General features: G+C 65.5%; 24 protein-coding genes. 5 read left to right on the forward strand and 19 right to left on the reverse strand.

All coding sequences use genetic code 11. From position 1 onward, the window contains the following. Positions 1 to 10 precede the first annotated feature (10 nt). Entirely contained in the window at positions 11 to 481 is a 471-nt protein-coding gene (locus tag Q9246_RS11590) for a MarR family winged helix-turn-helix transcriptional regulator (RefSeq protein WP_306397695.1), read from the forward strand. Between the two features lie 14 nt (positions 482 to 495). On the opposite strand, the gene Q9246_RS11595 is transcribed toward Q9246_RS11590, so the two are convergent. Together Q9246_RS11595 and Q9246_RS11600 are read right to left on the reverse strand one after the other, a co-directional pair. Then, positions 496 to 1,617: a YbdK family carboxylate-amine ligase gene (locus tag Q9246_RS11595; RefSeq protein WP_306397696.1), complete on the reverse strand. Its 1,122-nt coding sequence runs from the start codon at positions 1,615 to 1,617 to the stop codon at positions 496 to 498. Then, a complete protein-coding gene (locus Q9246_RS11600) occupies positions 1,604 to 2,836 on the reverse strand; it encodes a cation:proton antiporter (protein WP_306397697.1) in 1,233 nt (410 codons plus the stop codon). Before Q9246_RS11600 ends, Q9246_RS11595 begins: the two co-directional genes overlap by 14 nt. Before the next feature lie 377 nt (positions 2,837 to 3,213). Between Q9246_RS11600 and Q9246_RS11605 the strand changes: the two genes are divergently transcribed. Continuing rightward, positions 3,214 to 3,969, forward strand: a complete 756-nt coding sequence (locus Q9246_RS11605) for a ZIP family metal transporter (protein ID WP_306397698.1) — start codon at positions 3,214 to 3,216, stop codon at positions 3,967 to 3,969. 164 nt (positions 3,970 to 4,133) lie between these two features. Here Q9246_RS11605 and Q9246_RS11610 read toward each other — a convergent pair whose 3' ends face one another. From Q9246_RS11610 to cyoA, 8 genes are all read right to left on the reverse strand, one after another. After that, the gene (locus Q9246_RS11610; protein WP_306397699.1) at positions 4,134 to 4,523 is read right to left on the reverse strand and encodes a c-type cytochrome; all 390 of its coding nucleotides are present in this window, start codon (positions 4,521 to 4,523) and stop codon (positions 4,134 to 4,136) included. 26 nt (positions 4,524 to 4,549) lie between these two features. Beyond that, positions 4,550 to 5,089, reverse strand: a complete 540-nt coding sequence (locus Q9246_RS11615; protein WP_306397700.1) for a response regulator transcription factor — start codon at positions 5,087 to 5,089, stop codon at positions 4,550 to 4,552. Beyond that, positions 5,076 to 6,434, reverse strand: coding sequence for an ATP-binding protein (locus Q9246_RS11620; RefSeq protein ID WP_306398152.1), 1,359 nt, complete (start codon positions 6,432 to 6,434; stop codon positions 5,076 to 5,078). The genes Q9246_RS11615 and Q9246_RS11620 overlap by 14 nt, the downstream gene beginning before the upstream one ends. Before the next feature lie 185 nt (positions 6,435 to 6,619). Further along, a complete protein-coding gene (locus Q9246_RS11625; RefSeq protein WP_306397701.1) occupies positions 6,620 to 7,444 on the reverse strand; it encodes an SURF1 family protein in 825 nt (274 codons plus the stop codon). Next, the gene (gene cyoD, locus Q9246_RS11630) at positions 7,444 to 7,821 is read right to left on the reverse strand and encodes a cytochrome o ubiquinol oxidase subunit IV (protein ID WP_306397702.1); all 378 of its coding nucleotides are present in this window, start codon (positions 7,819 to 7,821) and stop codon (positions 7,444 to 7,446) included. Before cyoD ends, Q9246_RS11625 begins: the two co-directional genes overlap by 1 nt. After that, the gene (cyoC, locus tag Q9246_RS11635) at positions 7,818 to 8,456 is read right to left on the reverse strand and encodes a cytochrome o ubiquinol oxidase subunit III (RefSeq protein WP_306397703.1); all 639 of its coding nucleotides are present in this window, start codon (positions 8,454 to 8,456) and stop codon (positions 7,818 to 7,820) included. The genes cyoD and cyoC overlap by 4 nt, the downstream gene beginning before the upstream one ends. Then, positions 8,449 to 10,458 carry a cytochrome o ubiquinol oxidase subunit I gene (gene cyoB, locus Q9246_RS11640; RefSeq protein WP_306397704.1) on the reverse strand — a complete coding sequence of 670 codons (2,010 nt, stop codon included), beginning with the start codon at positions 10,456 to 10,458 and terminating at the stop codon, positions 8,449 to 8,451. The genes cyoC and cyoB overlap by 8 nt, the downstream gene beginning before the upstream one ends. Positions 10,459 to 10,460: 2 nt before the next feature. Further along, positions 10,461 to 11,468, reverse strand: coding sequence for a ubiquinol oxidase subunit II (gene cyoA / locus Q9246_RS11645; RefSeq protein ID WP_306397705.1), 1,008 nt, complete (start codon positions 11,466 to 11,468; stop codon positions 10,461 to 10,463). Positions 11,469 to 11,611: 143 nt separating this feature from the next. Here cyoA and Q9246_RS11650 point away from each other — a divergent pair, with 143 nt between their 5' ends. After that, positions 11,612 to 12,955, forward strand: coding sequence for an MFS transporter (locus Q9246_RS11650; RefSeq protein WP_306397706.1), 1,344 nt, complete (start codon positions 11,612 to 11,614; stop codon positions 12,953 to 12,955). 84 nt (positions 12,956 to 13,039) lie between these two features. Here the strand turns inward: Q9246_RS11650 and Q9246_RS11655 are convergent, their stop codons facing one another. The 4 genes from Q9246_RS11655 to Q9246_RS11670 form a co-directional block, all read right to left on the reverse strand. Further along, positions 13,040 to 13,747, reverse strand: coding sequence for an SDR family oxidoreductase (locus tag Q9246_RS11655; RefSeq protein ID WP_306397707.1), 708 nt, complete (start codon positions 13,745 to 13,747; stop codon positions 13,040 to 13,042). A 100-nt stretch (positions 13,748 to 13,847) separates the two neighbouring features. Beyond that, the gene (locus Q9246_RS11660; RefSeq protein ID WP_306397708.1) at positions 13,848 to 14,435 is read right to left on the reverse strand and encodes a TetR/AcrR family transcriptional regulator; all 588 of its coding nucleotides are present in this window, start codon (positions 14,433 to 14,435) and stop codon (positions 13,848 to 13,850) included. 80 nt (positions 14,436 to 14,515) lie between these two features. Continuing rightward, positions 14,516 to 15,424 (reverse strand): ZIP family metal transporter, encoded by a 909-nt coding sequence (locus Q9246_RS11665; RefSeq protein ID WP_306397709.1) that lies wholly within the window; start codon positions 15,422 to 15,424, stop codon positions 14,516 to 14,518. 61 nt (positions 15,425 to 15,485) lie between these two features. Beyond that, on the reverse strand, positions 15,486 to 16,487 hold the full coding sequence (locus tag Q9246_RS11670; RefSeq protein ID WP_306397710.1) for a manganese catalase family protein: 1,002 nt from the start codon (positions 16,485 to 16,487) through the stop codon (positions 15,486 to 15,488). A 343-nt stretch (positions 16,488 to 16,830) separates the two neighbouring features. Here Q9246_RS11670 and Q9246_RS11675 point away from each other — a divergent pair, with 343 nt between their 5' ends. Then, positions 16,831 to 17,433 carry a hemerythrin domain-containing protein gene (locus Q9246_RS11675; RefSeq protein WP_306397711.1) on the forward strand — a complete coding sequence of 201 codons (603 nt, stop codon included), beginning with the start codon at positions 16,831 to 16,833 and terminating at the stop codon, positions 17,431 to 17,433. A gap of 24 nt (positions 17,434 to 17,457) precedes the next feature. Here Q9246_RS11675 and Q9246_RS11680 read toward each other — a convergent pair whose 3' ends face one another. The 5 genes from Q9246_RS11680 to Q9246_RS11700 all read right to left on the reverse strand — a co-directional run bounded on the left by Q9246_RS11680 (position 17,458) and on the right by Q9246_RS11700 (position 21,792). Next, positions 17,458 to 18,489, reverse strand: coding sequence for a patatin-like phospholipase family protein (locus tag Q9246_RS11680; RefSeq protein ID WP_306397712.1), 1,032 nt, complete (start codon positions 18,487 to 18,489; stop codon positions 17,458 to 17,460). A gap of 67 nt (positions 18,490 to 18,556) precedes the next feature. Then, positions 18,557 to 19,294, reverse strand: coding sequence for an LrgB family protein (locus tag Q9246_RS11685; RefSeq protein ID WP_306397713.1), 738 nt, complete (start codon positions 19,292 to 19,294; stop codon positions 18,557 to 18,559). Continuing rightward, a complete protein-coding gene (locus Q9246_RS11690) occupies positions 19,287 to 19,643 on the reverse strand; it encodes a CidA/LrgA family protein (RefSeq protein WP_306397714.1) in 357 nt (118 codons plus the stop codon). Before Q9246_RS11690 ends, Q9246_RS11685 begins: the two co-directional genes overlap by 8 nt. A gap of 87 nt (positions 19,644 to 19,730) precedes the next feature. Beyond that, a complete protein-coding gene (gene hppD / locus Q9246_RS11695) occupies positions 19,731 to 20,837 on the reverse strand; it encodes a 4-hydroxyphenylpyruvate dioxygenase (protein ID WP_306397715.1) in 1,107 nt (368 codons plus the stop codon). A 49-nt stretch (positions 20,838 to 20,886) separates the two neighbouring features. Beyond that, a complete protein-coding gene (locus Q9246_RS11700; protein ID WP_306397716.1) occupies positions 20,887 to 21,792 on the reverse strand; it encodes a LysR family transcriptional regulator in 906 nt (301 codons plus the stop codon). Between the two features lie 180 nt (positions 21,793 to 21,972). On the opposite strand from Q9246_RS11700, the gene hmgA reads away from it, so the two are divergent. Next, entirely contained in the window at positions 21,973 to 23,280 is a 1,308-nt protein-coding gene (gene hmgA / locus Q9246_RS11705) for a homogentisate 1,2-dioxygenase (protein WP_306397717.1), read from the forward strand. The last annotated feature ends 113 nt before the right edge of the window (positions 23,281 to 23,393 follow it).

Raw genomic sequence — 23,393 nt, forward strand, 5'->3', positions numbered from 1 at the left:
AGAGCCTCACTTGCTGCCCGCCGACGCTCCATCCCAGCGCGTCCTGCGCCAGTTCCGCATCGTGTTCAATGCCGTCAAGACCCACTTCCGTCAGCTCGAGCACGAATCGGGCCTGGGCGGGGCGCAGGTATGGGCGCTGTCGGTGATCGACAGCCAGCCGGGCATCGGCGCCACCAGCCTGGGGCGCGCCATGGACATCCACCAGTCCACCGCCAGCAACCTGGTGCGCGGGCTGGTCGAGCGGGGCTACGTGACGGCGGCGCGCGAAGGGGTCGACCGGCGCAATGTGGCGTTGCGCATCCTGCCCGCCGGACAGGAAGTATTAAGGCGCGCGCCCGGACCGGCTGCCGGCGTACTGCCGGACGCGCTGGCGACGCTCGACGAGGCCACCCTGCTGCGTCTCGAGAAAGACCTGGCTACCCTGATTGCCCGCCTGGATGCGGACGAGGAAGCGGGCAAGATCCCCTTGAGCCACTCGTGAGGCGCTCGTAAAGGTCAGACCTCGCCGCGGAATTTGCCCAGCGCGAGATTGACCATGGCCTCGACGCTGCCCTCGTGCTCGTGCACGATGCGCAGTTGCTCGGCGTCGCCGACTGCCTTCGTGATTTGCCCCAGATGGGCCAGCGCAGCGCCCGAGCCGAGCTTCTCGGCATGCGGCGCGATGCGCGCCAGGGTCGCCAGGATGTCATCGCGCAACACCACGGGCCGGTGTTCCTGCGGCAAAACGATATTGCCCTCTAGCCCGAAACGGCAGGCCTGGAAGCGGTTGTAGTTGTAGACCAGGTAGTCGTCCTCGCGCGGTGGCGCTTCATTTCCCTCGAGCAGGTAGCTGCACAGGGCTTGCAGGTAGGCCGCCAGCGCCGCCGCATGCTCGACCGTGAGCGGGGTGTCGCAGACGCGCAGCTCGATGGTGCCGTACTCCGGCTTCGGGCGCAGGTCCCAATAGAAGTCCTTCATGCTGCGCACGATGCCGGTATCTTCCATGCGCTTGAAGTAATCTCGCTCGAAGTCCTCCCAGCGCAGCAGGAACGGCGCCCGGCCCGACAGCGGGAAGGCGAACACCGAGTTCAGGCGCGAGGAATGGAACTGGGTGTCGCTGCCCTGCAGGAAGGGCGACGAGGCCGACAGCGCAATGAAGTGCGGGATGTAGCGGTTCAGCGCATGCAGCAGGTACAGGGCATTGTCGCCGCTGCCGCAGCCGATGTGGACGTGCTGGCCGAACACGGTGAACTGCTTGGCCAGGTAGCCGTACAGGGCCGAGACTTCGCGAAAACGCGGCTTTTCATAGATGCGGCGCTCGGTCCATTGCTGGAACGGATGGGTGCCGCCGCCGCATACGCCCACGTTCAGGCGGTCGCCGGCCTTGAGCAGGGTGTCGCGGATCAGCTGCAGTTCCTCGACCAGCGGGCCATGGCCGGTATGGATGCTGCTGTTAATCTCGATCATGCTCTCGGTGATCTCGGGCGTCACGGCGCCCGGGAACGGCGCGCGCGCGAGCAGGTCGAGCATGTCAGGCGAGGCCGGGGCCAGGTCGAAGTCGGACAGGTTGACGAGCTGCAGTTCCAGCTCGACCCCCATCGTCAGTGCGTCCGAACGGCTGAATTCAGGCAGCGGCATCCTGGTCCTCCTTCTTCTCTACGGTCTTGTTCTTGGCAAAGCCCGATTCGCGGGCGCCGGTCAGCGCGATCTGGGTCAGGATCGGCGCCAGGACTTCCAGGATCATGGCCATCGCCGCCAGCGGCGCCAATGGGGTCAGGGTGTCGAACAGGTCGACGCCCGAGCGCCGGGTCTGTTCGATCAGGATGATGGCGAACACCGTCAGCGGCATGATCGCGACCCCGGTCAGGGCGCCCTTGCGCGCCGAGATGCCGGACACCCGGGCGGTCGCGGTGCACACGGCCACCTTGACCAGCGCGCGCACCAGCAGCAGGAGCAGGCCGAGCATCAGGCCCTCGGCGGTCGGCTGCCAGGCGATGGTGGTCGCGACAAAGAAGAACAGCAGCACGGTCAGCAAATCGCCCAGGGCGCCGAAATTGCGCTGGGCCGGGCTCAGGGTGACGCGGCGGTGGCGCGCCACCAGGCCGAAGGTCAGCGCCGCCAGCACCGGCGACAGTTTGAGCACGTGGGTGATCGCCACCAGCAGGAACACGAACACGGCGAACGTCAAGGTAGAGTTGCTGCGCGCATGGCCGGCGATGCGCTGCCACAGCGGCAGCAGATAGCCGAGCGCCGCGCCCAGGCCGCTGGAGGCGGCCAGCACCACCAGCCCGGTCCAGCTGGCGTGGACCACGTCGCCCGAGGTCTGGAACACGCCGAAGCCGACCGTGACGTTGAACACGAACACGGCCAGCACGCAGTTCAGGGCCGTCAGGTGCATGGCGCGCTCGGTCACCTGGCCCCCGCCGCCCTGCTCGTTGACGATGCGCAGCAGGCCGGCCGGCGAGCTGGCCATGGCCAGGGCCGCCAGCAGGCTGGCCGGCAGCGCGCCGATGCCGCAGGTGCGCGAGACGAAATAGACGGCGGCCCAGGTCAGGCCGGCTTCGAGCAGCGAGGTGACCAGGAGCCAGGGATTGGTGCGCAGCCAGCGCAGGTTGATGCGATAGCCGAGTTCGAACAGCATCAGGCCGAAGCCGAGATTGGCCAGCATCATGAAGTTGTCGGCCTGGGCCGGCGGCAGGTAGCCGCTGGAGAGGTTGCCGAACACGAAACCACACAAGCCATAGATGGCGATCCGCGGCACATTGGCCCAGCGGTACAGCAGTTCGCCAGCCATCCAGGCCAGCGTCAGCGCCAGCGGCCAGGCCAGCGCATGCGTGAGTGAAAGCAACTCGCTCATCCAAATTCTCCGATGGGACGCGCCGGACGGCGGCAGGGAGCCGCGCAGGCACGATAACCGATGCGGCGTGGGGAACGCCAGGCGCGGCAGGTGTGGAATTGCGATGCCGCGCAGTCGAAAAAAGCCCCCCGACGGATGCGGGGGACGAAAAGAAACGGGGTGAGCCGCCTCATCGCTGATCGGGCAACCGGACGCAGCCGGTTGCCACTCGTCTATACTGCCCGAAAAGTATAATCGTGGCAACCCTATTTGTGCGAATGTACAGACAGGCGATAGCCATCCTTACCCGTCCGTCGAGGTGGGAATGAGGGGAATCGCCTGTCGTGCGCATGCTGCGCCTCAGAAAATATTAGCATCGATGAAATAATGGAGGCACCGTGGACGCATTACCGGGATGGCTGCAGGCGGGAACATGGGGACTGGTGGCGGGCGCCGCCCTGCTGCTGGGCGCCTTCATCGGCATCCGTTTCGAGGTGCCGCAGCGCCTGGTAGCGGCCATCATGGCCTTCGGCAGCGGGGTCCTGATCTCGGCGCTGTCGTTCGAGCTGATGGACGAGGCGATCGAGACCGGCGGCTTCGCCTCGACCGCGGCCGGCTTCCTGGCCGGCGCCGTGGTGTACACCGCCGCGAACTGGATGCTGGCGCGGCGTGGCGCGCGCCACCGCAAGCGTTCGCGCCGGCCCGCCGGCGCCCAGGACGATGGCAATGCCAGCGCCATCGCCGTCGGTGCCCTCCTCGACGGCATTCCCGAATCGATCGTGATCGGCCTGTCGCTGCTCGGCGGCCAGGGGGTGAGCACGGCGGTGGTGGTCGCGGTGTTCCTGTCCAACCTGCCGGAAGGTTTGTCGAGCGCAGCCGGCATGAAGCAGGCGGGCCGCTCGCACGTCCACATCTACGGCGTGTGGGGCTGCATCGCCCTTGCGTCCGGGCTGGCGGCGCTGGCCGGCTACACGGTCTTCCACCACCTGCCGCCCGAGATGCTGGCGGCGACCACTGCCGTTGCGGCCGGCGGCGTGCTGGCGATGGTGGTCGACACCATGATTCCCGAAGCGTTCGAGGAAACCCATGATTTTGCCGGCCTGATCGTGGTGCTGGGTTTCCTGGCAGCCTTCGCGCTCAGCAAGCTGGGCTAATGTTTTTGCGCCGTATCCGCATCCGGCCTTCCTTCCTGGTGGCTGCCTTGCAGTGCGGTGGACTGGTCGAAGTCGGTAGCGGTGATTTGGTCGCTGTTGAGCGTGCCGCTAAGTTGGTTAGTTACGTTTTATGTAGGCAAACAGATCCTCTTTATCGATTCGCCTTAATGGATCGCCAGGTAACTGACGATCTCGCGCACCTGCTTCTCGCTCATGAAACTGAAGAAGCGCATCTTATTGCCCGGCACGACCTTGTCGCTGTCGCGGATGAAGTCCACCAGCTTCTGCTGGCTCCAGACCACCCTGGACGCCTTCATGGCCGGCGAATAGGCGTAGCCGACCACGCTCCCCGCCCGCCGCCCCACGATGCCGTTCAGGTGCGGGCCGAAGACGTTACCTGCATTGCTGCCGACCTGGTGACAGCCCGCGCAACGCGCGAACAGGCGCCGCCCTGCCTCGACCTGGGCGGCAGTGGCTGCACCGGCCTGCGGCGCGCCCGCGCTGGCGGCCGGCGCCGCCCCTGCCCCAGCGGCCAGCAGAAGACCCGCGCTCAAGCATGCCGCACGCCAGCCGGACAACCTCACTTGACCCTCTGCTTCTCGAGCTTGCGCGCCAGCGTGCGCCGGTGCATGCCCAGCCGCCGCGCCGCCTCCGAGATATTGAAATCGGTCTCGGCCAGCACCGCATGGATGCGCTCCCACTCCAGCGTCTTGATCGAGGTCGAGCGATTGGTGACCTCGATGTCGGTGCTACCGGCCACGTGGCCGAAGGCGGCTTCGATATCGTCGGCATCCGACGGCTTGGCCAGGTATTGCACGGCGCCCAGCTTGATCGCCTCGACCGCTGTCGCGATGCTGGCGAAGCCGGTCAGCACCACGATCAGCATGTCCGGATCGTGCTCGTGCAGCAGCTGCACGCAGGCCAGGCCGGAACTATTGCCCTTGAGCTTGAGGTCGACCACGGCATAGCCCGGGCTGTGCTGGGCCAGCAGCGCGGCCGCTTCTTCCTGGCTGGCGGCGCCCAGCACGCGGTAGCCGCGCCGCTCGAAGGAGCGGCTCAGGGTGCGCGCGAACGCTTCGTCGTCTTCGATGATGAGCAGCAGCGGCTCAGGATTGTCCATCGTTCATGTCCTCTTCGAGTTCGATCGCCGCCAGCGGCAGGCGCACGGCGACTTCCGCCCCGCCGCCCTCGTCCTGGCGCCGGTTGCGGGCCGTGACCGTGCCGCCGAGCTTGCGCACCACGTTCACCGCCAGGAACAGGCCCAGGCCGCCGCCCGGCTTGCCCTTGGTCGACTGGTAGGGCTTGCCGAACTGGGCCAGCATGCTGGGCGCGAAGCCGGGGCCACGGTCGAACACCGTCACCACCAGCGTGCGCTCGTCGACATGGGCGTCCATATAGACCCAGTCGGGCGAGGCTTCGAGTGCGTTGTCGAGCAGGTTGTCGAGCGTCTGGCGCAGCGCCGAGTCGCTCGCCACCGGCAGGTTGTCGGCAATCCGGTTATTGTAGATGAAGGTGCGCACCGGCCGGCTGGCCTCCCAGCCCTCGGCCAGGCGGTCGAGGAAGCTGCTGATCGTCGTGCGCTCGGCCGATTCGCCGCGCGCCTCGCCGGCCGACAGCAGGATGCCGCTGACGATGGCCTTGCAGCGCTTGAGCTGGGTCTGCATCTCGGTCAGTTCTTCCAGCAGCTCGGGATCGTCGCGGAAGGCCGGCATGCGCTTCCAGTCGCCCAGGATCACCGACACCGTCGACAGCGGCGTGCCCAGCTCGTGGGCGGCGCCGCTGGCAAGTAAGCCCATGCGCACGATGTGCTCTTCCTCGGCCGCGCGCTGGCGCAATGCGGCCAGCTGGGTCGCCTTGTCGCGCACATTGTCCGAGATGCGCGAGATGAACATCACCAGCAGCGCCGCGTTCAGCGCAAAGCACACCAGCAGGCCCTGCACGTACAGGCTGCCGATGCCGCGCGCGTGGTCGAACGGCAGCGCGAGCGGCTGGGCGAAGGCGGCCAGGCCGGCCATGCAGGCGATCGTGACCAGCACGATGCTCCAGGTCCACAGCACGTCGAGCAAGACGGCCGAGACGATCACCTGCAGCAGGTATAAGAAGGCGAAGGGATTGGTGGTGCCGCCCGACAGGTACAGCAGCACGGTCAGGCTCGAGACGTCGACCAGGATCGCCAGGAACATCTCGCCGTTCGAGACCGGCCGCCGCTCGTGCCAGCGCAGGTGGCTGGCGACGTTGAAGGCGATCAGGCAGGCCAGCACCTGCAGCATGTGCACCAGCGGCAGCTCGATGCGGAAGATCAGGATCGCGGCCGCGATGGTGGTGATCTGGCCGATGACGGCGATCCAGCGCAGCTCGATCAGCTGCAGCATGTTCTTGTGGCCGGCCGCGAACTCCACGTTGGCGGCGGCGGCCGACGGCGACGAACGCGCCGCCTTGGCGAAGAAATCCAGCGGAGATTGCATCGGTTCCCGTGAGGTCGGTCCCGCGGGGGCGCGCCACATGGCGCGCCGNCCGGCCGCGAACTCCACGTTGGCGGCGGCGGCCGACGGCGACGAACGCGCCGCCTTGGCGAAGAAATCCAGCGGAGATTGCATCGGTTCCCGTGAGGTCGGTCCCGCGGCGGCGCGCCACATGGCGCGCCGCCGCCTTATTCGTCGGCCTGGCCGCGCCGGGCTTCGTAGCGGGCGACCCACCACGTGGCGGCGGCCACCATCAGGGCCAGAGCATACCAAGTGAGGGCGTAGACGAGGTGATTATTTGGGAAAGAAATGACGGTCAGGCCGCCGACCGCCTTCTCGGGCGCGGTGGCCGGATCCTGGTCCTTGCCGGCGTCGACGAAGAACGGCGCGACGTTGCCGACATCCAGGCCGCGCGCGGCGGCAATGGCGCCGACTTCGCGTGCGTACCAGCGGTTGTTGACCGGGTCGTTATCGCGCAGGAAGCCGCTCTTGGGCTCGGCGATACGCAGCAGGCCGGTGACCTCGACCGCATCGGCAGTGCGCGCGGTGCACGGATAGGCGCCCGCGCGCCGCGCCGGATAGCGGGCCGCGATATCGCCGCTGGAGGGAATGAAACCGCGGTTGACGAGGACGATGTGGCCCTCTTCCGTACATAACGGTGTGAGCAGCCAGAAGCCGGCGCCGAGATCGGACAGCGCTTGCACCGGCGTGGTGAATTCGTAGAGATAGTGGCCCGACAGGCGTATGCGCCGGTATTCGTCGGACTCTTTCGAGACTTGCGGCCATTGCGCCACTGCGGGCGGCGCAACGGGATCCGCATGAACGCGTGCATCGACGCGTTCGATCAGGTCCAGTTTCCATTGCAGGCGAAACACCTGCCAGGTCCCCAGACCGGCAAACAGCACGAACAGCAGCAGGGCCACCACTGCCAGCAGGCGCCGCACGAAGGCGGAACGCCGTGGCGCCGGGACAGCCTGTGCCGGCCCCGCCGGCTGTTCGCGCACTACCGACATCAGGTCATGTCGTGGGTGCTGTTCGGACCCATGCCAGGCATCATATTGGTGTTCATATGATGCATGACCCAGATCGAACCGGCCATCACGATGACCAGGATGACGAGGGTCAGGATCAGCGCCATCATGTTCCAGCCGCCTTCCGCCTTCGAGTTCAGGTGCAGGAAGTACATCATCTGCACGATCAGCTGCACGCCGGCGAAGGCGAGGATGACCCACTTGGTGGTTTCCGGAGCCAGCACATTGCCCATCACCAGCCAGAACGGGATGATCGTCAGGATCGCCGACAGCGCGAAGCCGATCATGTAGTCCTTGGCGCTGTAGTGCGTCACGTGGACGTCATGGCCATGGTGGCCGTGGTCGTGGTGGTCGCTCATGGCAGGACTCCCATCAGGTAGACAAAGGTGAAGACGAAGATCCAGATCAGGTCCAGGAAGTGCCAGAACAGCGACAGGCACGACAGGCGACGGAAGTTGTCGGTGTTCAGGCCGTGCTTACCCAGCTGGAAGAACAGGGTCACCAGCCAGATGATGCCGAACGTCACGTGCAGGCCGTGGGTGCCGACCAGCGCGAAGAACGCGGTCAGGAAGCCCGAGCGCTGCGGACCCGCGCCCATGTGGATCAGGTGCTGGAACTCATAGATTTCCACGCACAGGAAGGCCAGGCCCAGGACGCCGGTCACGGCCAGCCACATGCGGGTCTTGCCCAGGTTCTTCGCTTGCGCGGCGATCATGGCGAAGCCGAAGGTCAGCGACGACACCAGCAGGAACGCCGTGTTCAGCGCGATCAGCGGCAGCTCGAACAGCTCGGCGCCGGTCGGACCGCCGGCGTACGAGCGGCCTTGCACCGCGTAGGTGGCGAACAGGGACGCGAAGATGAGGCAGTCGCTCATCAGGTAGAGCCAGAAGCCCAGCAGCGTGCCCTGCTCCGGGTGGTGTTCGCGGACGATGTAGCGTCCGCTCACGTCGTCGGCGACGCTGCCGCCGGTTACAGATACGTTAAGTTCAGACATGGCTTTCCAGCAGTCGGGTGCGTTCCGCTTCGGTCCGGGCCACTTCTTCGGCCGGGATGTAGTAGTCACGCTTGTAGTTGAAGGTATGGATGATGATCGCGGCCATCATGGCGACGAAGGCAGCCACGGTCAGCGCCCACATATGCCAGATGATGCCGAAACCGACCACGCACGAGATCGCGGAGATCACGAAGCCGGCGCCGGTGTTCTTCGGCATGTGGATCGCCACGAAGTCCTTCAGCGGACGACGGTAGCCGTTCTTCTTCATGTCGGCGAAGGTGTCGTTGTCGTACACCACTGGCGTGAACGCGAAGTTGTAGTCCGGCGGTGGCGACGAGGTCGCCCACTCCAGCGTACGGCCTTCCCATGGATCGCCGGTGAAGTCGCGCAGGCGCGCGGTGTTGCGATCGCGGAAGCTGACATAGATCTGCATGATCAGCGCGCCGATACCGCCGGCGATCATCAGGGTTCCCAGGAACGAGATCTGGAACAGCCACTGCACCGAAGGATCGTCGAAATGGCTCACGCGACGGGTGTAGCCCATGAAGCCCAGGATGTACGGCGGGGTGAACGCGACCCAGAAGCCGATCGACCACAGCCAGAACGAGACCAGGCCCCAGAAACGGTCCAGCTTGTAGCCGAAGGCTTTCGGGAACCAGTAGTTGATGCCGGCAAAGATACCGAACACGACGCCGCCGATGATCACGTTGTGGAAGTGGGCGATCAGGAACAGCGAGTTGTGCAGCACGAAGTCGGCCGCCGGGATCGCCAGCATGACGCCGGTCATGCCGCCGATGACGAAGGTCAGCATGAACGACACGGTCCACATCATCGGCAGTTCGAAGCGGATACGGCCGCGGTACATGGTGAACAGCCAGTTGAAGATCTTGGCGCCGGTCGGGATCGAGATGATCATCGTCGTGATGCCGAAGAACGCATTGACGCTGGCGCCCGAACCCATGGTGAAGAAGTGGTGCAGCCACACCAGGTACGACAGGACCATGATGACGCAGGTCGCGTACACCATCGAGGTGTAACCGAACAGGCGCTTGCCGCAGAAGGTCGAGACGACTTCGGAGAAGATGCCGAAGGCCGGCAGGATCAGGATGTAGACCTCAGGGTGGCCCCAGATCCAGATCAGGTTAACGTACATCATCGGGTTGCCGCCACGGTCGCTCGTGAAGAACGCGGTGTCGAGCAGGCGGTCCATGCCCAGCATGGCCAGCACGGCGGTCAGGATCGGGAAGGTGACGACGATCAGGATGTTGGTGCACAGCGAGGTCCAGGTGAAGACTGGCATCTTCATCAGGTCCATGCCCGGTGCGCGCATCTTGATGATGGTGACGATCAGGTTGACGCCAGACAAGGTGGTACCCACGCCCGCGACCTGCAGCGCCCAGATGTAGTAGTCGACGCCGACACCCGGGCTGGCCAGGATGCCCGACAGCGGTGGATACGCCAGCCAGCCGGTACGCGCGAACTCACCCACGAACAGCGATGCCATGATCAGCACGGCGCCCATGGTGGTCATCCAGAACGAGAAGTTGTTCAGGAATGGGAAAGCCACGTCGCGCGCGCCGATCTGCAGCGGCACCACGTAGTTCATCAGGCCCGTCACGAACGGCATCGCCACGAAGAAGATCATGATCACGCCGTGGGCGGTGAAGATCTGGTCGTAGTGGTGCGGCGGCAGGAAGCCGGCATTGTCGCCGAAGGCGATCGCCTGCTGGGCGCGCATCATGAAGGCGTCGGCGAAGCCGCGCAGCAGCATGATCAGGCCCAGGATCATGTACATGATACCGATTTTCTTGTGGTCGATACTGGTGATCCAGTCTTTCCACAGGGTGCCCCACAGGCGGAAGTAGGAGATCAGGCCCACGAGGGCCAGACCGCCGACGATCACACCGGCGAAGGTAGCGATCAGAATCGGCTCATGGAGCGGGATCGCGTCCCAGCCCAGCCGACCGAAGATGAACTTCGTCAAGTCGAATGATTCTTGCATGATTACTTCATCAAGGTATTAATAGGAGCCACGCACATTTCCAGCGCTTCCGCCAGTGCCGACTTGCCGCCCTGCGACTGCTGGCGGATGGCGGCGGCCATCTGGTTGCGCTTCATGTCTTCGTGCATCTGCTGGTTCATGCACATCGTGCCTTCGGCCACGCAGCGGTTCAGGATGCGGTTGAACAGCGCCGGCTCGACCTGGCCGTAGTGGCGCACGGCCTCCTTGGCGGTCGGCTTCTCCAGCACCAGGTAGTCGGCGCGGTCCAGCACGGCGGTGTTGGCCTTCGTCTCCTGCACCCAGGCGTCGAACTCGGCGGTGGTCACGCCCTTGTAGGCGAACTTCATGTGCGAGAAACCGTCGCCGCTGAAGTTGGCCGACAGGCCCTGGTAGTCGCCAGCCTTGTTGAGCACCGCGTTCAGCTCGGTCTGCATGCCGGGCATCGTGTAGATCATGCCGGCCAGCGTCGGGATATAGAAGGTGTTCATCACGGTCGATGCCGTCATCTTGAAGCGGATCGGGGTGTCGATCGGGGTCACCAGCTGGTTGACCGAGGCGATGCCCTGCTCTGGATAGATGAACAGCCATTTCCAGTCGAGCGCCACGACCTGCACCTCGAGCACCTTGGTCGAGGCCGGGATCGGACGGTTTTCGTCGAGGCGGTCGAGCGGACGGTAGGGATCCAGCTTGTGGGTACTGACCCAGGTGATCAGGCCCAGGACGATGATGATCAGGAGCGGTGCGCCCCAGATGACGAGCTCGAGTTTCGTCGAGTGGTCCCAGTCGGGTTCGTATTTCGCATTGGCGTTCTTGCGATAGCGCCAGGCGAACAGGACAGTCAGGATCATCACCGGAACGATGATCAACAACATCAGCGCAACCGAAATGGTGATCAGATCGGCCTGCTGCTTCGCAATATCGCCGGTGGGATTCATGACGACCGTGTTGCAGCCGGCCAGCGCTGCAAGCGGAAGTAATGGAAGTCCGCGGCGGACAATTTTAGGAATCATGCTAGGTATCTAACGTTACATGGAAGGAGAACATGCTACTGTAATGCCAACGGTCGCCGAAGAACATTGGACACATTGTCTCACCCTTGCCTAAATGCAATTTTAACAACAGGGCGACCGTCGACTTCTCTGGAGAACACAATATGCAAAGCACGACGACGTACGGCGGCGCAGGGGCCGCTCCAATCACGCACCCCAATAGCGGAGCTCGCAACATCAATGCCAGGGATGCGCACGTCGATCCGGGTGACATCGCCGTCGGCGTGGTCATCGGCCGGTCGGCGGAATATTTTGAATTCTTCACGTACGCGATCGCGTCCGCCCTCGTGTTCCCGGCCATTTTCTTCCCCTGGGCGGACCGGCTCGATGCCACCCTGTATTCGTTCGCCATCTTCGCCCTCGCCTTCGTGGCGCGCCCGATCGGCACGGTCGTGTTCATGGCGATCCAGAAGCGCTGGAGCCGCGACATGAAGCTCGGCATTTCGCTGCTCATGATGGGTACCAGCACCGTCGTCATCGCCATGCTCCCAAGCTATAGTGAAATCGGCGCCACCGCCATCATCCTGCTGGCTGCCTTGCGCATCGCCCAGGGTTTTGCACAGGGCGGCTCCTGGGATGGCCTGCCGTCGCTGCTGGCCCTGAGCGCACCCGAGAACAAGCGCGGATGGTACGCCATGCTCGGACAATTGAGCGCACCGCTTGGTTTCGTGATCGCGGCCGGCATCTTCGCCTTCCTGATCGCCTATACGTCCGAGGAAGACTTCCTGACCTGGGGCTGGCGCTTCCCGTTCTTCGTCGCCTTCGCCATCAACGTGGTCGGCACCTTCGCCCGCCTGCGCCTGGCCAGCACGCCCGAATATTCTCGCCTGCTTGACTCGCACCACCTCGACCCGGCCCCGGTCGGCGAACTGGTGAGCAAGCAAGGCAGCAATATCGCCATCGGCGCCATGGCCGCCCTGGCCAGCTACGCCCTGTTCCACCTGGTGACCGTGTTCCCGCTGTCGTGGATCCAGCTGTACGAAACCCGCCCGATGGACGAGTTCCTGCACATCCAGATGTGGGGCGCCGGCCTGGCGGCGATCGCCATGCTCATCTCGGGCATCGTGGCGGATAAACTGGGTCGCCGCACCACCCTCGGCACCGCGGCAGCGCTGATCGCCCTGTATTCGGCCTCGATCCCGTTCCTGATCAATAGCGGCACTGCCGGCCAGAACGCCTTCATCCTGATCGGCTTCACCCTGCTCGGCTTCTCCTACGGCCAGGCAGCGGGCGCCACGACCTCGAACTTCCAGAAGCAGTTCCGCTACACCGGCGCGGCCCTGACCTCCGACCTGGCCTGGCTGGTCGGCGCGGCCTTCGCCCCGCTGGTCGCCCTCGGCCTGTCGGCGCACTTCGGCCTGGGCTATGTGAGCCTGTATCTGCTGTCGGGAGCGGTCGCTTCGCTGGCGGCGCTGAGCCTGAACCGCAAGCTGGAGATTCGCGACTGATGCTTGTGGATTAGCCGGGTGACGACAACGGCCCTGCGGGGCCGTTGTCCATTTCATGGCTGCGATTCCGGGCCGTACGCCACTTCAACGGACGTTATTGACCGTATAGATGCCCGGCGTCGCCGACAGGCCGGCCTTGACCGCCTGGGTGAGCTCGTCAATCATGACTTCGTCCAACCCTGCTTCCAGCGCCGCATAGCCGCGCTCGACCACCGTGGCCGGGGCCTGTTTCGGCAGCGTGATGTCGCGCGTCAGGTCGGTGTCGATGAAGCCGACGTGCAGGCCCAGCACCTGGGTGCCCTGCCCGCGCAACTCGTTGCGCAGCGCGTTCGTCAGGCTCCAGGCGGCCGCCTTCGTCACGCCATAGGCCGCCAGTGCCGGGGAGCTGATCCAGCTCGCGACCGACAGCACATTGAGGAAGGCGCCGCCGCCATTGCGGCCCAACACCGGCGCGAAGGCCCGGCTCATGCCCAGGATGCCGAACACATTCGTGTCCAGCATCGCCTGCAGGGAATCCTCGACGCCATCATGCAATACCTGCTGGAAATGGGCGATGCCGGCGTTGTTGATCACCAGGTCGACGTCGGCCAGCGCGTTCGCCGCGGCGGCGATGCTGGCCGCATCGGTCACGTCCAGCCGCACCGGCGTGACGCCGGCCAGGGTGACGCTGGCCGGATCGCGCGCTCCCGCGTAGACCTTGCGCGCGCCGCGCGCGAGCGCCTGGCGGGCGAATTCGAGGCCCAGGCCGCGGTTGGCGCCGGTGACGAGGACGGTGGCGTTGTCGAGTTTCATGGCATTCCCTTTCTGGTCGATATGGTGGACGCCATAAAATATGACGTGCATCATATTTTAATCGAAGAAAAAAGGCCGCGCTGGAGGCGGCCCAATTCTGTCAGCGCTCGTACTGCGCCAGTATGGCCTGCCGGCTTGCCGCCAGCATCGCCGCGCCCTGCTCGCCCGGTCCGAAGGTGCGCGCGATCTGCAGGGCGCCGACCATGGCGCCGGTGAGCGCCAGCGCCCGGTCATGCGCGCCGTCGCCGACTTCCGCCAGCGCCGCCTGGACGCTGCCGACCAGCCGCTCGATGCGCCCACGCGCAACTTCGCGCAGCGGCGCCGCCTGGCGTCCCATCTCGGAGCCGAGCGAACCGACCACGCAGCCCAGCCCCGCCTCGCAGGCCGCCAGGTGTTCGTCGGACAGGTAGGCGCGCACCAGGGCCGCCAGCGGGCTGGCGCCGGTCTCGCGCAGGGAAGTCGCACGGCGCTCCAGGTTGGGGCTCGATGCCGCATCGGCATGTTCGAGCGCCTCGACCAGCAAGGCCTCGCGCGAATCGAAATGGGCGTAGAAGCCGCCATGGGTCAGGCCAGCGCCCTTCATGACGTCGGCCACGCCGACGCCGTCGAACCCGTCACGGCGCAGCGCGCGCGCGGCGACGTCGAGGATCCGGGCATGGGTTTGCTCGCGTTTCGAAAGGACGGTCATGCTTTGCCTGCAGGGATGGAATGATCTTCATGCTACGACCATCCCTCGCCGTGGTCAACCGTGCGGCGGCCCCGACCGCCTTACGAAAGCGCCGTATCGAGCACCGTCATCAGGATGAAGCCGAACACCAGCGCGATGCTGGCCTGGGTGCCGTTGCCGGACTGGCGCGACTCGGGGATCACGTCGTTGACGATCACCAGCAGCATGGCGCCGGCGGCTGCGGCCAGCGCATATGGCAGCAGGCCCGCCGAGATGCCGATCAGGGCGACGCCGAACACGGCGGCGATCGGCTCGACCAGGCCCGAGGCCACGCCCATGGCCACCGCCGTCAGGCGGCTATAGCCCACGGCGTGCAGCGCCAGCGCCACCACCAGGCCTTCGGGCACGTCCTGGATCGACACGCCGGTGGCGAGCGAGGTGGCTTTTTCGACGTCGATGCCGGCAAAGGCCACGCCGATGGCCAGGCCCTCGGGCAGGTTGTGCAGTGCCACCGCCCACACGAATAGCCAGGCCCGGCGCAGCGACACTTTATCGGGCTCGTTCGACAGGATGCCCTCGGTGCGCACCGCGCGCCCGAGCAGCAGGATGGCGCCGGCGCCGAACATGATGCCGGCGCCGACCATGAGGCTCGATTCCCAACTGCCGGCCCCGGCCGCCTTGGCCGCCGACAGCGCCGGGATCACCAGCGAGAAGGCGGTGGCGCCCAGCATGACACCGGCGCCGAAACCGAGGAAGCAATCGTAGGTGCGTTTGCTGAAGTTCTGTGCGAACAGCACCGGCAAGGTGCCGAGCGCGGTCGCGGCCGCCGCGGTGCTGCCGCCGGCCAGCGCTGCCAGCATCTTGGGATTGGCATTCATGATCTGTTCGATCATGCTGCCGAGCAGGACCAGGAAGCCGAGTGCGCAGATACCGAAACCGATGGCGCGGCGCGGAGTCAGCCAGCGCGGCAGGCCACGAGGGTGGGCGGTTTTCTCGGTTCGAATATCCATGCATCTTCCAGTCAAAGACCGCACCGGGGCTGCGCAGCGTGCGCGCCCCGGCGCAAGGGGGTTACTTCAGCGGCTTGCCGCTGCCCATCGCATTACCGACACCTGTATCGTCGAGCGGACCGCCCATGGAAGCAACGGTCGCCTGATCTTTGGATTCACCACCCGCGTTGGCAATAGTACCACCGCTAGCCGATTGCAGCATGCCCAACTCGGCGCCGGTACGCGGGGCCGAATCCGGGTTCGACATGGTGCGCGCCGCCATTTGCTGGAGCACCGCGATATCGGCATCCGGCAGCGCCACCTCGGCCTCGCCCGTGCCGCCGTCGACCGCCGACTGCTTGTCACGATCGCTGACGAAATTCCAGTCGGCGCCCTGGTTCCAGGGGCCGCGCATCTCGCCATCGCCCTGCGACATATTGTAGTAAACGCTGGCGAAGGCCGGCACCACCGGCATCTTGCCAGGCGGGAAGTTCGGTTCCATCGAGTACAGCGCTTTCTCGAACGATTTCAGGTGGGCGACCTCGCGCGTCATCAGGAAGCCGAGCGCCTCTTTCACGCCAGGGTCATCCGTCAGGGAGATCAGGCGCTCGTAGACGATCTTGGCGCGCGCCTCGGCGGCGATGTTCGAGCGCAGGTCCGCGCTCGGCTCGGTGATCGAGTCGATATAGGCGGCCGTCCATGGCACGCCGGCCGAGTTGGTCAGTGGGGCGCCGGCGCCGTACAGCACCTGCGTGATGTGACTGTCGTTGCCGGCGCCGGTAATCGACTTGTACATCTCGGCTTCTTCTTCGGCCGCCTCGGCCAGGCGACCCTTGGCGCCCTTGTTCAGCATGGCGACGATGTGGCCGATCACCTCGAGGTGGCTCAGCTCTTCGGTCGCGATATCGAACAGCATGTCCTTGCGGCCTGGATCGTCCTCGGCCACGGCCTGGGTGAAGTAACGCATGGCGGCGGCGAGTTCGCCTTGTGGACCGCCGAATTGTTCGAGCATCAGGTTGGCCAGGCCAGGGTTCGGACCGCTGACCCGGACTGTGTACTGCAAGCGCTTGTTGTGTGCAAACATGACTGGTATCTCCGATTGAAGTGGGAGGTTCGACTACGGCTCCGGCAGCCACGCGACGTGCGTGTGCCGCCGGGACAGGCTACCGCCGGGATCGGTAGCGCAATGACGTCATGTTCTCAGGTCTCCAGCGCGATTTCCGTCAGGTTCGCTCCCGTGTTCTTGTAGGACCAATGTGACAATATGTTATTCCAGATAAACAAATTTCCGTGGCGCAGATATGCCATCGCTTGCGCGCAGTCCGCTGCGCGCATGGCTGACATGGCTCCGGCGCGCACGCCTACAGAAATGCCCGCCTGGCCCGGACTACCATGGTGGTCAAACAATCACGAACGGGGGTACTACCATGAATCTCAAGCAACTGAGCCCAAGCATCACGGACATGATCCGCTTCGATCACTCGCATGTAATGGTCACCTTCCACCAGTATTCCAAGGACAAAAGCCCGACCGTCAAGAAGGCGCTGGCCGAGACGATCTGCGACGGCCTGGAAATCCACGCTACGCTGGAAGAAGAAATCTTTTATCCGGTGATGCGCCTGCGCGACGGCAAGGAGCCATTCATCCACGAAGCCGAGCCCGAACACGATGAAATGCGCCGCCTGATCGCCGAGCTGCGCGCCACCTCGGGCTCGGACCCGCGCCATGACGACCTGGTGATGGAATTGATGCGCGACGTGATGCACCACGTGGCCGAGGAAGAAACCAAGCTGCTGCCGGACGCCGAGGCGATCCTGGGCAAGCGGCGGCTGTCGGAACTGGGCGCCGAGATGACCCGCCGCCGCATGCAGCTGGTGGGACCGAAGGCCGGCAAGCTGGCCAAGGAACACCTGGTGGGCTTCTCGGGCAGCACGGCGGCGATGGTGGTGGGCGTGGCCGGCGCACTGCTGGCGGCGTTCGCGCTCAAGCCGAAGAAACAGGCATGGAAGGCGCAGCCGGCCAATAGCTGACCCGCGCCGTCACTCTTGTTTCGCTCAGACCTGGTCTGGGAAGAACACCGGCATCAGGTCCAGCGTCGACTTGACCCCGAGACTGGCCCCCTGCTCCCTGAGCCAGCGGTCGGCCGTCTCCACACCCTGGTCGTGCAGCATCTGCAAGAAGGGCATCTCGGCATTGAACTTGGCCGAGATACCGTGCTCGCCCAGATAGTGATTGCCGCTGATCAGGTGCAGATGCATCGTGGCCGGATTGACGCCTGCGCCGCGGGTTTCATCCGGCACCGCGTTCAGGTATTGCAAAGTGCTCACCTCGCGCACAAAGCTGATGTTGAAGGCGATCTCGTTGGCGCGGTTCGAGATGTCGGCGATATTGCGCGGCACGTCGCTGCGTGCGATCGGGCTGTTCTGGATGATGACGAGGTCGCTCGCGGTCGAGTGCCTCATCAGCGGCGCCAGCGGCGGATTGGCAACGTAACTGCCGTCCCAGTACATCTCTCCTTCCACTTCGACCGCCGCGAACACGGTCGGCAGGCAGCATGACGCCACCAGGCGCTGCGCGTCCATTTCCTCTCGCCGGAACAGCTTGCCCGTGCCGGTACGGACATTGGTGGCGGCGATGAACAGCGCCAGCTCGTGGCAATCGCGCACCCGGTCGAAATCGATCGTCGCCGACAGAAAGTTACGCAAGGGATTGAGCGTCACCAGGCCCTCTCGTACCGGCCCCATCATGGCGCCCGCCATCTCCAGCAAATGGTAGACAGGCGAATACTCCATCGTGAAGCCCGGCGCCATGCGGTCGAGCGGTGTGCGCTGCAACGGGCTCAGGGTGGACGTTGTGCCGAGCGTGCGCCAGAAGCGGTCGAGCGCCTTGCGCGCCCCTTCGCGCCCGCCGCCGCACGCATAGCCGTCGGCGATCACCACGGCATTGATGGCGCCGGCGCTGGACCCGCTGAGCGCATCGATCACCAGATCGTCTTCTTGCAGCAGGCGGTCGAGCACGCCCCAGCCGAAGGCGCCGTAAGTGCCGCCGCCCTGGATGGCGAGGCTGATCGTCTTGTAGGTGGTCAAAATCTGCTCCATCGGATGTGATGGCGCCAGATTAGCGCGCCGCACTATTGTGCGGCGCAGCGTAGCCTTACCGCATCCAGCCCATCACCAGCGGCACCAGCCATGGCGCCAGCAGCGCCGTGAGCGCGCCGTTCAGACCCATGGCCAGGCCGGCGAAGGCGCCCATCTCGGCGCTCACCTGGAACGCGCGCGCGGTGCCGATGCCGTGCGAGGCCAGGCCCAGTGCAAAACCGCGCGCGGCGTCGGACCGGATGCGCAGCGCATCGAACACATAGCGCCCGAATACGGCGCCGAAGATGCCGGTACCGATCACCAGCGCCGCCGTCAGCGCCGGGATGCCGCCCAGGCGTTCCGACACCGCCATGGCGATCGGCGAGGTGGCGGACTTGGGCCCCAACGTATAGGCCAGTTCCGGCGTCGCGCCCAGCAGCAGCGCGACGATCACCGCAGACACGATGGCCGTCACGCTGCCGGCCAGCAGCGCCGCGCCCAGCGGCAGGGCGGCGCGGCGCAGCCGCGGTAACTGGCGTACCAGCGGCACCGCCAGCGCCACGGTGGCCGGCCCGAGCAAAAAGTGCACGAACTGGGCGCCGGCAAAGTAACGCTCGTAGGACATGCCGCTCAACCACAGCACGGCCACCAGCAGTGCGACCGTGATCGCCACCGGGTTGGCCAGCGGCGAAGCCCTGCACAGTACAAAGATGCGCTGCGCGGCCAGGTAGGCGCACAGTGTCATGGTCAATCCCAGCAGCGGCGAGGCGGACAGGTAGACCCAGAAATGGCTGAACCCGGCGAATTCAATCATCGCCATCCTTCGACTGGGCGCCGCCCATACCACGCAGGATCAGGCCGGTGACAGCCAGCGCCAGCACGGTGCTGACCAGGAGCGAAGCCAGGATCGCGCTCCAGTGGCCACTGCCGCTGCTGGCGGCGACCACGATGCCGACACCCGCCGGCACGAACAGCAGCGACAGGTGCGACAACAGCGTATTGGCGGCCTGCTCGACCAGGGCCAGCAACTTCGGCATGGCGATCAGCGCCGCCATCAAGAGCAGCATGCCGGCCACCGGCCCCGGCAGGGGCAAACGAAAGACGAACACCAGGCCCTCGCCCAGGCACTGGAACAACAACAGGACGGCAAATGCAGCCAGCATGGACACTCCGAAAACGCGCTCCAGAAACGAGTCGGCGGCCACGCGGGCCGCCGGAACGTTCAGGATACCAAATTCAGGGCAACTGCATCAGGCCTCGGCCGTCGACGCCGCGCCGGCGATCGCGCCGCGCTTGACCTGGTCGCGCTCGATCGACTCGAACAGCGCCTTGAAGTTACCTTCGCCGAAGCCGTCGTCGCCCTTGCGCTGGATGAACTCGAAGAACACCGGGCCCAGTTGCGGCACGCCGAAGATCTGCACCAGCAGGCGGGCGTGGCCGTCCTTGACCGCGCCGTCGAGCAGCAGGCCGCGCACCTTCAGTGCCTCGGCATCCTGGCCGTGGCCGGGGATGCGCTCGTCGAGCATCTCGTAATAAGTATCCGGCGGCGGCGCCATCAGCGGCACGCCGGCCGCGCGCAGCTTGTCGACGGTGGCGATCAGGTCGTCGGTCAGGAGCGCGATGTGCTGGATGCCTTCGCCGTTGAACTGCATCAGGAATTCCTCGATCTGGCCGCCGCCGGCCTTGCCTTCCTCGTTCAGCGGAATGCGGATCTTGCCGTCCGGCGCCGTCATCGCCTTCGAGGTCAGGCCGGTGTACTCGCCCTTGATGTCGAAGTAGCGGATCTCGCGGAAGTTGAACAGCTTCTCGTAGAAGCCGGCCCAGTAGCTCATGCGGCCGCGGTAGACGTTGTGGGTCAGGTGGTCGATGATGGCCAGGCCGTGGCCCGGTGGGTTGCGGTCGACGCCGTCGATGAATTCGAAGTCGATGTCATAGATCGATTTGCCGGTGTTGGCGCCTTCGTCGAAACGGTCGATCAGGTACAGCGGCGCGCCGCCGATGCCGCGGATCGCCGGCAGGCGCAGCTCCATCGGGCCGGTCGGGATCTCGACCGCCTGGGCGCCCAGTTCCAGGGCGCGCGCATAGGCCTGGTGCGCATCCTTGACGCGGAACGCCATGCCGCAGGCCGACGGGCCGTGCTCGGCGGCGAAGTAGGCCGCGTAGCTCTTCGGCTCGTTGTTGACGATGAAGTTGATCCCGCCCTGACGGAACAGCACGACGTCCTTCGAACGGTGCACCGCCACCTTGGTGAAGCCCAGCGCCTCGAACACCGGCTCCAGCACGCCCGGCGTGGGCGATGCGAACTCGACGAACTCGAAGCCATTCAATCCCATGGGGTTCTCAAACAGGTCTGCCATTGTCTCTTCCTCTCAGTTGACTGCTCAGTTGACTCTTACTGTGGTTCACTCATTCCGCAAACACCTCGGCCAGCAATCCCCGCAACCACTGGTTGCCCGGATCCTGGCTGAAGCGGCGGTGCCAGAAAATATTCGTTTGCAGCGGCGGCAGGTCGAGCGGCGGCGTCGCCCACGCGAGCCCGAACGGCACGGCCGCGCGCTCGGCCAGTTTTTGCGGCACCGTCACCACCAGGTCGCTGGTGCTCACGATATACGGCACCGCCGTGAAATGCGGCACCCGGAACCGGCTCCCCTGCTTGACGCCGGCCTTCGCCAACGCCGCATTGACCCGGTCGTAGGGACTGTCGACGGCGTCCACCAGCAGGTGCTCGGCCTGGGCGAAGCGCTCCAACGTCAGTTCGCCCTTCGCCAATGGATGGCCCTTGCGGAACATCGCCACGAACGGCTGCCTGAACAAATGGCGCTGGTACAGCGCCTCGGACACGTCCTCGAACGGCCCCACCGCCAGGTCGACCCGCCCGCCTTCCATTTCTTCCTTCAGCGACAGCATGCCCACCCGCACCGAGCTGATCTCGACCTGCGGCGCCAGCTGGCGGCAGCGTTCGATCAGGGCCGGCATGAAATACACCTCGCCGACGTCGGTCATGGCCAGCACGAAGCGGCGGTTGCTGGTCGCCGGCTCGAAACGGCTGCGCTGGTTCAGCGCCAATGCCACCTGCGCCATCGCCGCCCCGATCGGCTCGGCCATCTGGCTCGCCAGGGGCGTCGGCTGCATGCCGCTGGCGGTGCGCACGAACAGCTCGTCCCCGAAGCTGCGCCGCAGCCGGGCCAGCGCATTGCTCACGGCCGACTGCGACAGCCCCAGGCGCCGCGCGGCCGACGAGATCTGGCGCTCCCTGTACACCTCCTGGAATACGGAGAGCAGGTTCAGGTCGATATCGTGTGCTTCGATCATGGATTTCCCGAGCTGCCGGCTGGGCCGACGATTGACACGCATTGTCCACGCCCGGGCCGTCGCCCGAACAGTAATATTGATGCTATGAATAGTCTACATTTTTCTATTCATCTCGTAAAACATGGCGGAGTATTCTAGAGTGACGCCATCGAACCTACCATCCATCGTCGAGGAGACCCCATGAGTCACGAGCCCGGCCAACCGTCCGCCTACATGAGCGGCTTCGGCAACGAGTTCGCCACCGAAGCCCTGCCCGGCGCCCTGCCCGCGCACCGCAATTCGCCGCAGCAGGTAGCCTACGGCCTGTATGCCGAACAGCTATCCGGCACCGCCTTCACCGCGCCGCGCGGCCACAACCGCCGCTCGTGGCTGTACCGCATCCGCCCGGCGGCGGTGCATGGCAGCTTTACGCCGCTGGATGCGCCCCGGCTGGTGGGCCGCTTCGACAACCCCGTGCCGCCCAACCAGCTGCGCTGGAGCCCGCTGCCCATGCCGGAGGCGCCGACCGACTTCATCGACGGCTGGGTGACCATGGCCGGCAACGGTTCGGCCGAGGCGATGAGCGGCTGCGCGATCCACCTGTACGCGGCCAACCGTTCGATGGATGGCCGTTACTTCTACAATACGGACGGCGAATTGCTGGTCGTGCCGCAACTGGGACGGCTGTCGATCGCGACCGAACTGGGCCTGCTCGAAGTGGAGCCGCAAGAGATCGCCGTGATCCCGCGCGGCGTACGCTTCCAGGTGTCCCTGCCGGAGGGAGAAGCGCGCGGCTACATCTGCGAGAATTTTGGCGCCCTGCTGCGCCTGCCGGACATGGGGCCGATCGGCTCGAACGGCCTGGCCAACCCGCGCGACTTCCTCACGCCGCGGGCCCGCTATGAAGACCTGGAGGGCGACTTCGAGCTGGTGACGAAGTTCGGCGGACGCCTGTGGCGCGCCCCGATCGGGCACTCGCCGCTGGACGTCGTGGCCTGGCACGGCAACTACGCGCCCTATAAATACGACCTGCGCCACTTCAATACCATCGGCTCGATCAGCTACGACCATCCCGATCCGTCGATCTTCCTCGTCCTGCAGTCGCCGTCGGACACGCCGGGCGTGGACACGATCGACTTCGTGATCTTCCCGCCGCGCTGGCTGGCGGCCGAGGACACCTTCCGCCCGCCCTGGTTCCACCGCAACGTTGCCAGCGAATTCATGGGCCTGATCCACGGCGCCTACGACGCCAAGGCTGAAGGCTTCGTGCCGGGCGGCGCCAGCGTCCACAACTGCATGAGCGGGCACGGCCCGGACGCCGCAACCTTCGACAAGGCCAGCAACGCCGACACCAGCCGCCCGCACAAGGTCGGCGACACGATGGCCTTCATGTTCGAGACCCGCAGCGCGCTGGTGCCCACGGCGCAGGCGCTGGCCTCGCCCCAGCTGCAGGGCGATTACCAGCAGTGCTGGGCCGGCATCGGCAAGCACTTCCGCCTCGAGCCCTGATAGACCAGGGGCAGCGCCGGCACGGGCGGGCCGTGCCGTGTTCCCGGAATTTGTCATTTATGCCATGATTCGCGTGCAGGCCATCGTGGCCTGCCCGGCCACGGCCCGGGACG

It is taken from the genome of Telluria beijingensis (genome assembly GCF_030770395.1).
GTDB lineage: Bacteria > Pseudomonadota > Gammaproteobacteria > Burkholderiales > Burkholderiaceae_D > Telluria > Telluria beijingensis.

Excerpts from the sequence above, each read along its gene's own strand:
- Q9246_RS11690 (WP_306397714.1), bottom strand. The coding sequence starts at position 19,643 with ATGCTGGCTGCATTTGCCGTCCTGTTGTTGTTCCAGTGCCTGGGCGAG.
- Q9246_RS11670 (WP_306397710.1), bottom strand. The coding sequence starts at position 16,487 with ATGTTTGCACACAACAAGCGCTTGCAGTACACAGTCCGGGTCAGCGGT.
- Q9246_RS11595 (WP_306397696.1), bottom strand. The coding sequence starts at position 1,617 with ATGCCGCTGCCTGAATTCAGCCGTTCGGACGCACTGACGATGGGGGTC.
- hppD (WP_306397715.1), bottom strand. The coding sequence starts at position 20,837 with ATGGCAGACCTGTTTGAGAACCCCATGGGATTGAATGGCTTCGAGTTC.
- Q9246_RS11625 (WP_306397701.1), bottom strand. The coding sequence starts at position 7,444 with ATGTCGGTAGTGCGCGAACAGCCGGCGGGGCCGGCACAGGCTGTCCCG.
- Q9246_RS11655 (WP_306397707.1), bottom strand. The coding sequence starts at position 13,747 with ATGAAACTCGACAACGCCACCGTCCTCGTCACCGGCGCCAACCGCGGC.
- Q9246_RS11650 (WP_306397706.1), top strand. The coding sequence starts at position 11,612 with ATGCAAAGCACGACGACGTACGGCGGCGCAGGGGCCGCTCCAATCACG.
- Q9246_RS11700 (WP_306397716.1), bottom strand. The coding sequence starts at position 21,792 with ATGATCGAAGCACACGATATCGACCTGAACCTGCTCTCCGTATTCCAG.
- Q9246_RS11660 (WP_306397708.1), bottom strand. The coding sequence starts at position 14,435 with ATGACCGTCCTTTCGAAACGCGAGCAAACCCATGCCCGGATCCTCGAC.
- Q9246_RS11620 (WP_306398152.1), bottom strand. The coding sequence starts at position 6,434 with ATGCAATCTCCGCTGGATTTCTTCGCCAAGGCGGCGCGTTCGTCGCCG.
- Q9246_RS11665 (WP_306397709.1), bottom strand. The coding sequence starts at position 15,424 with ATGGATATTCGAACCGAGAAAACCGCCCACCCTCGTGGCCTGCCGCGC.
- cyoB (WP_306397704.1), bottom strand. The coding sequence starts at position 10,458 with ATGCAAGAATCATTCGACTTGACGAAGTTCATCTTCGGTCGGCTGGGC.
- cyoC (WP_306397703.1), bottom strand. The coding sequence starts at position 8,456 with ATGTCTGAACTTAACGTATCTGTAACCGGCGGCAGCGTCGCCGACGAC.
- Q9246_RS11600 (WP_306397697.1), bottom strand. The coding sequence starts at position 2,836 with ATGAGCGAGTTGCTTTCACTCACGCATGCGCTGGCCTGGCCGCTGGCG.
- hmgA (WP_306397717.1), top strand. The coding sequence starts at position 21,973 with ATGAGTCACGAGCCCGGCCAACCGTCCGCCTACATGAGCGGCTTCGGC.
- Q9246_RS11615 (WP_306397700.1), bottom strand. The coding sequence starts at position 5,089 with ATGGACAATCCTGAGCCGCTGCTGCTCATCATCGAAGACGACGAAGCG.
- Q9246_RS11685 (WP_306397713.1), bottom strand. The coding sequence starts at position 19,294 with ATGATTGAATTCGCCGGGTTCAGCCATTTCTGGGTCTACCTGTCCGCC.
- cyoA (WP_306397705.1), bottom strand. The coding sequence starts at position 11,468 with ATGATTCCTAAAATTGTCCGCCGCGGACTTCCATTACTTCCGCTTGCA.
- cyoD (WP_306397702.1), bottom strand. The coding sequence starts at position 7,821 with ATGAGCGACCACCACGACCACGGCCACCATGGCCATGACGTCCACGTG.
- Q9246_RS11675 (WP_306397711.1), top strand. The coding sequence starts at position 16,831 with ATGAATCTCAAGCAACTGAGCCCAAGCATCACGGACATGATCCGCTTC.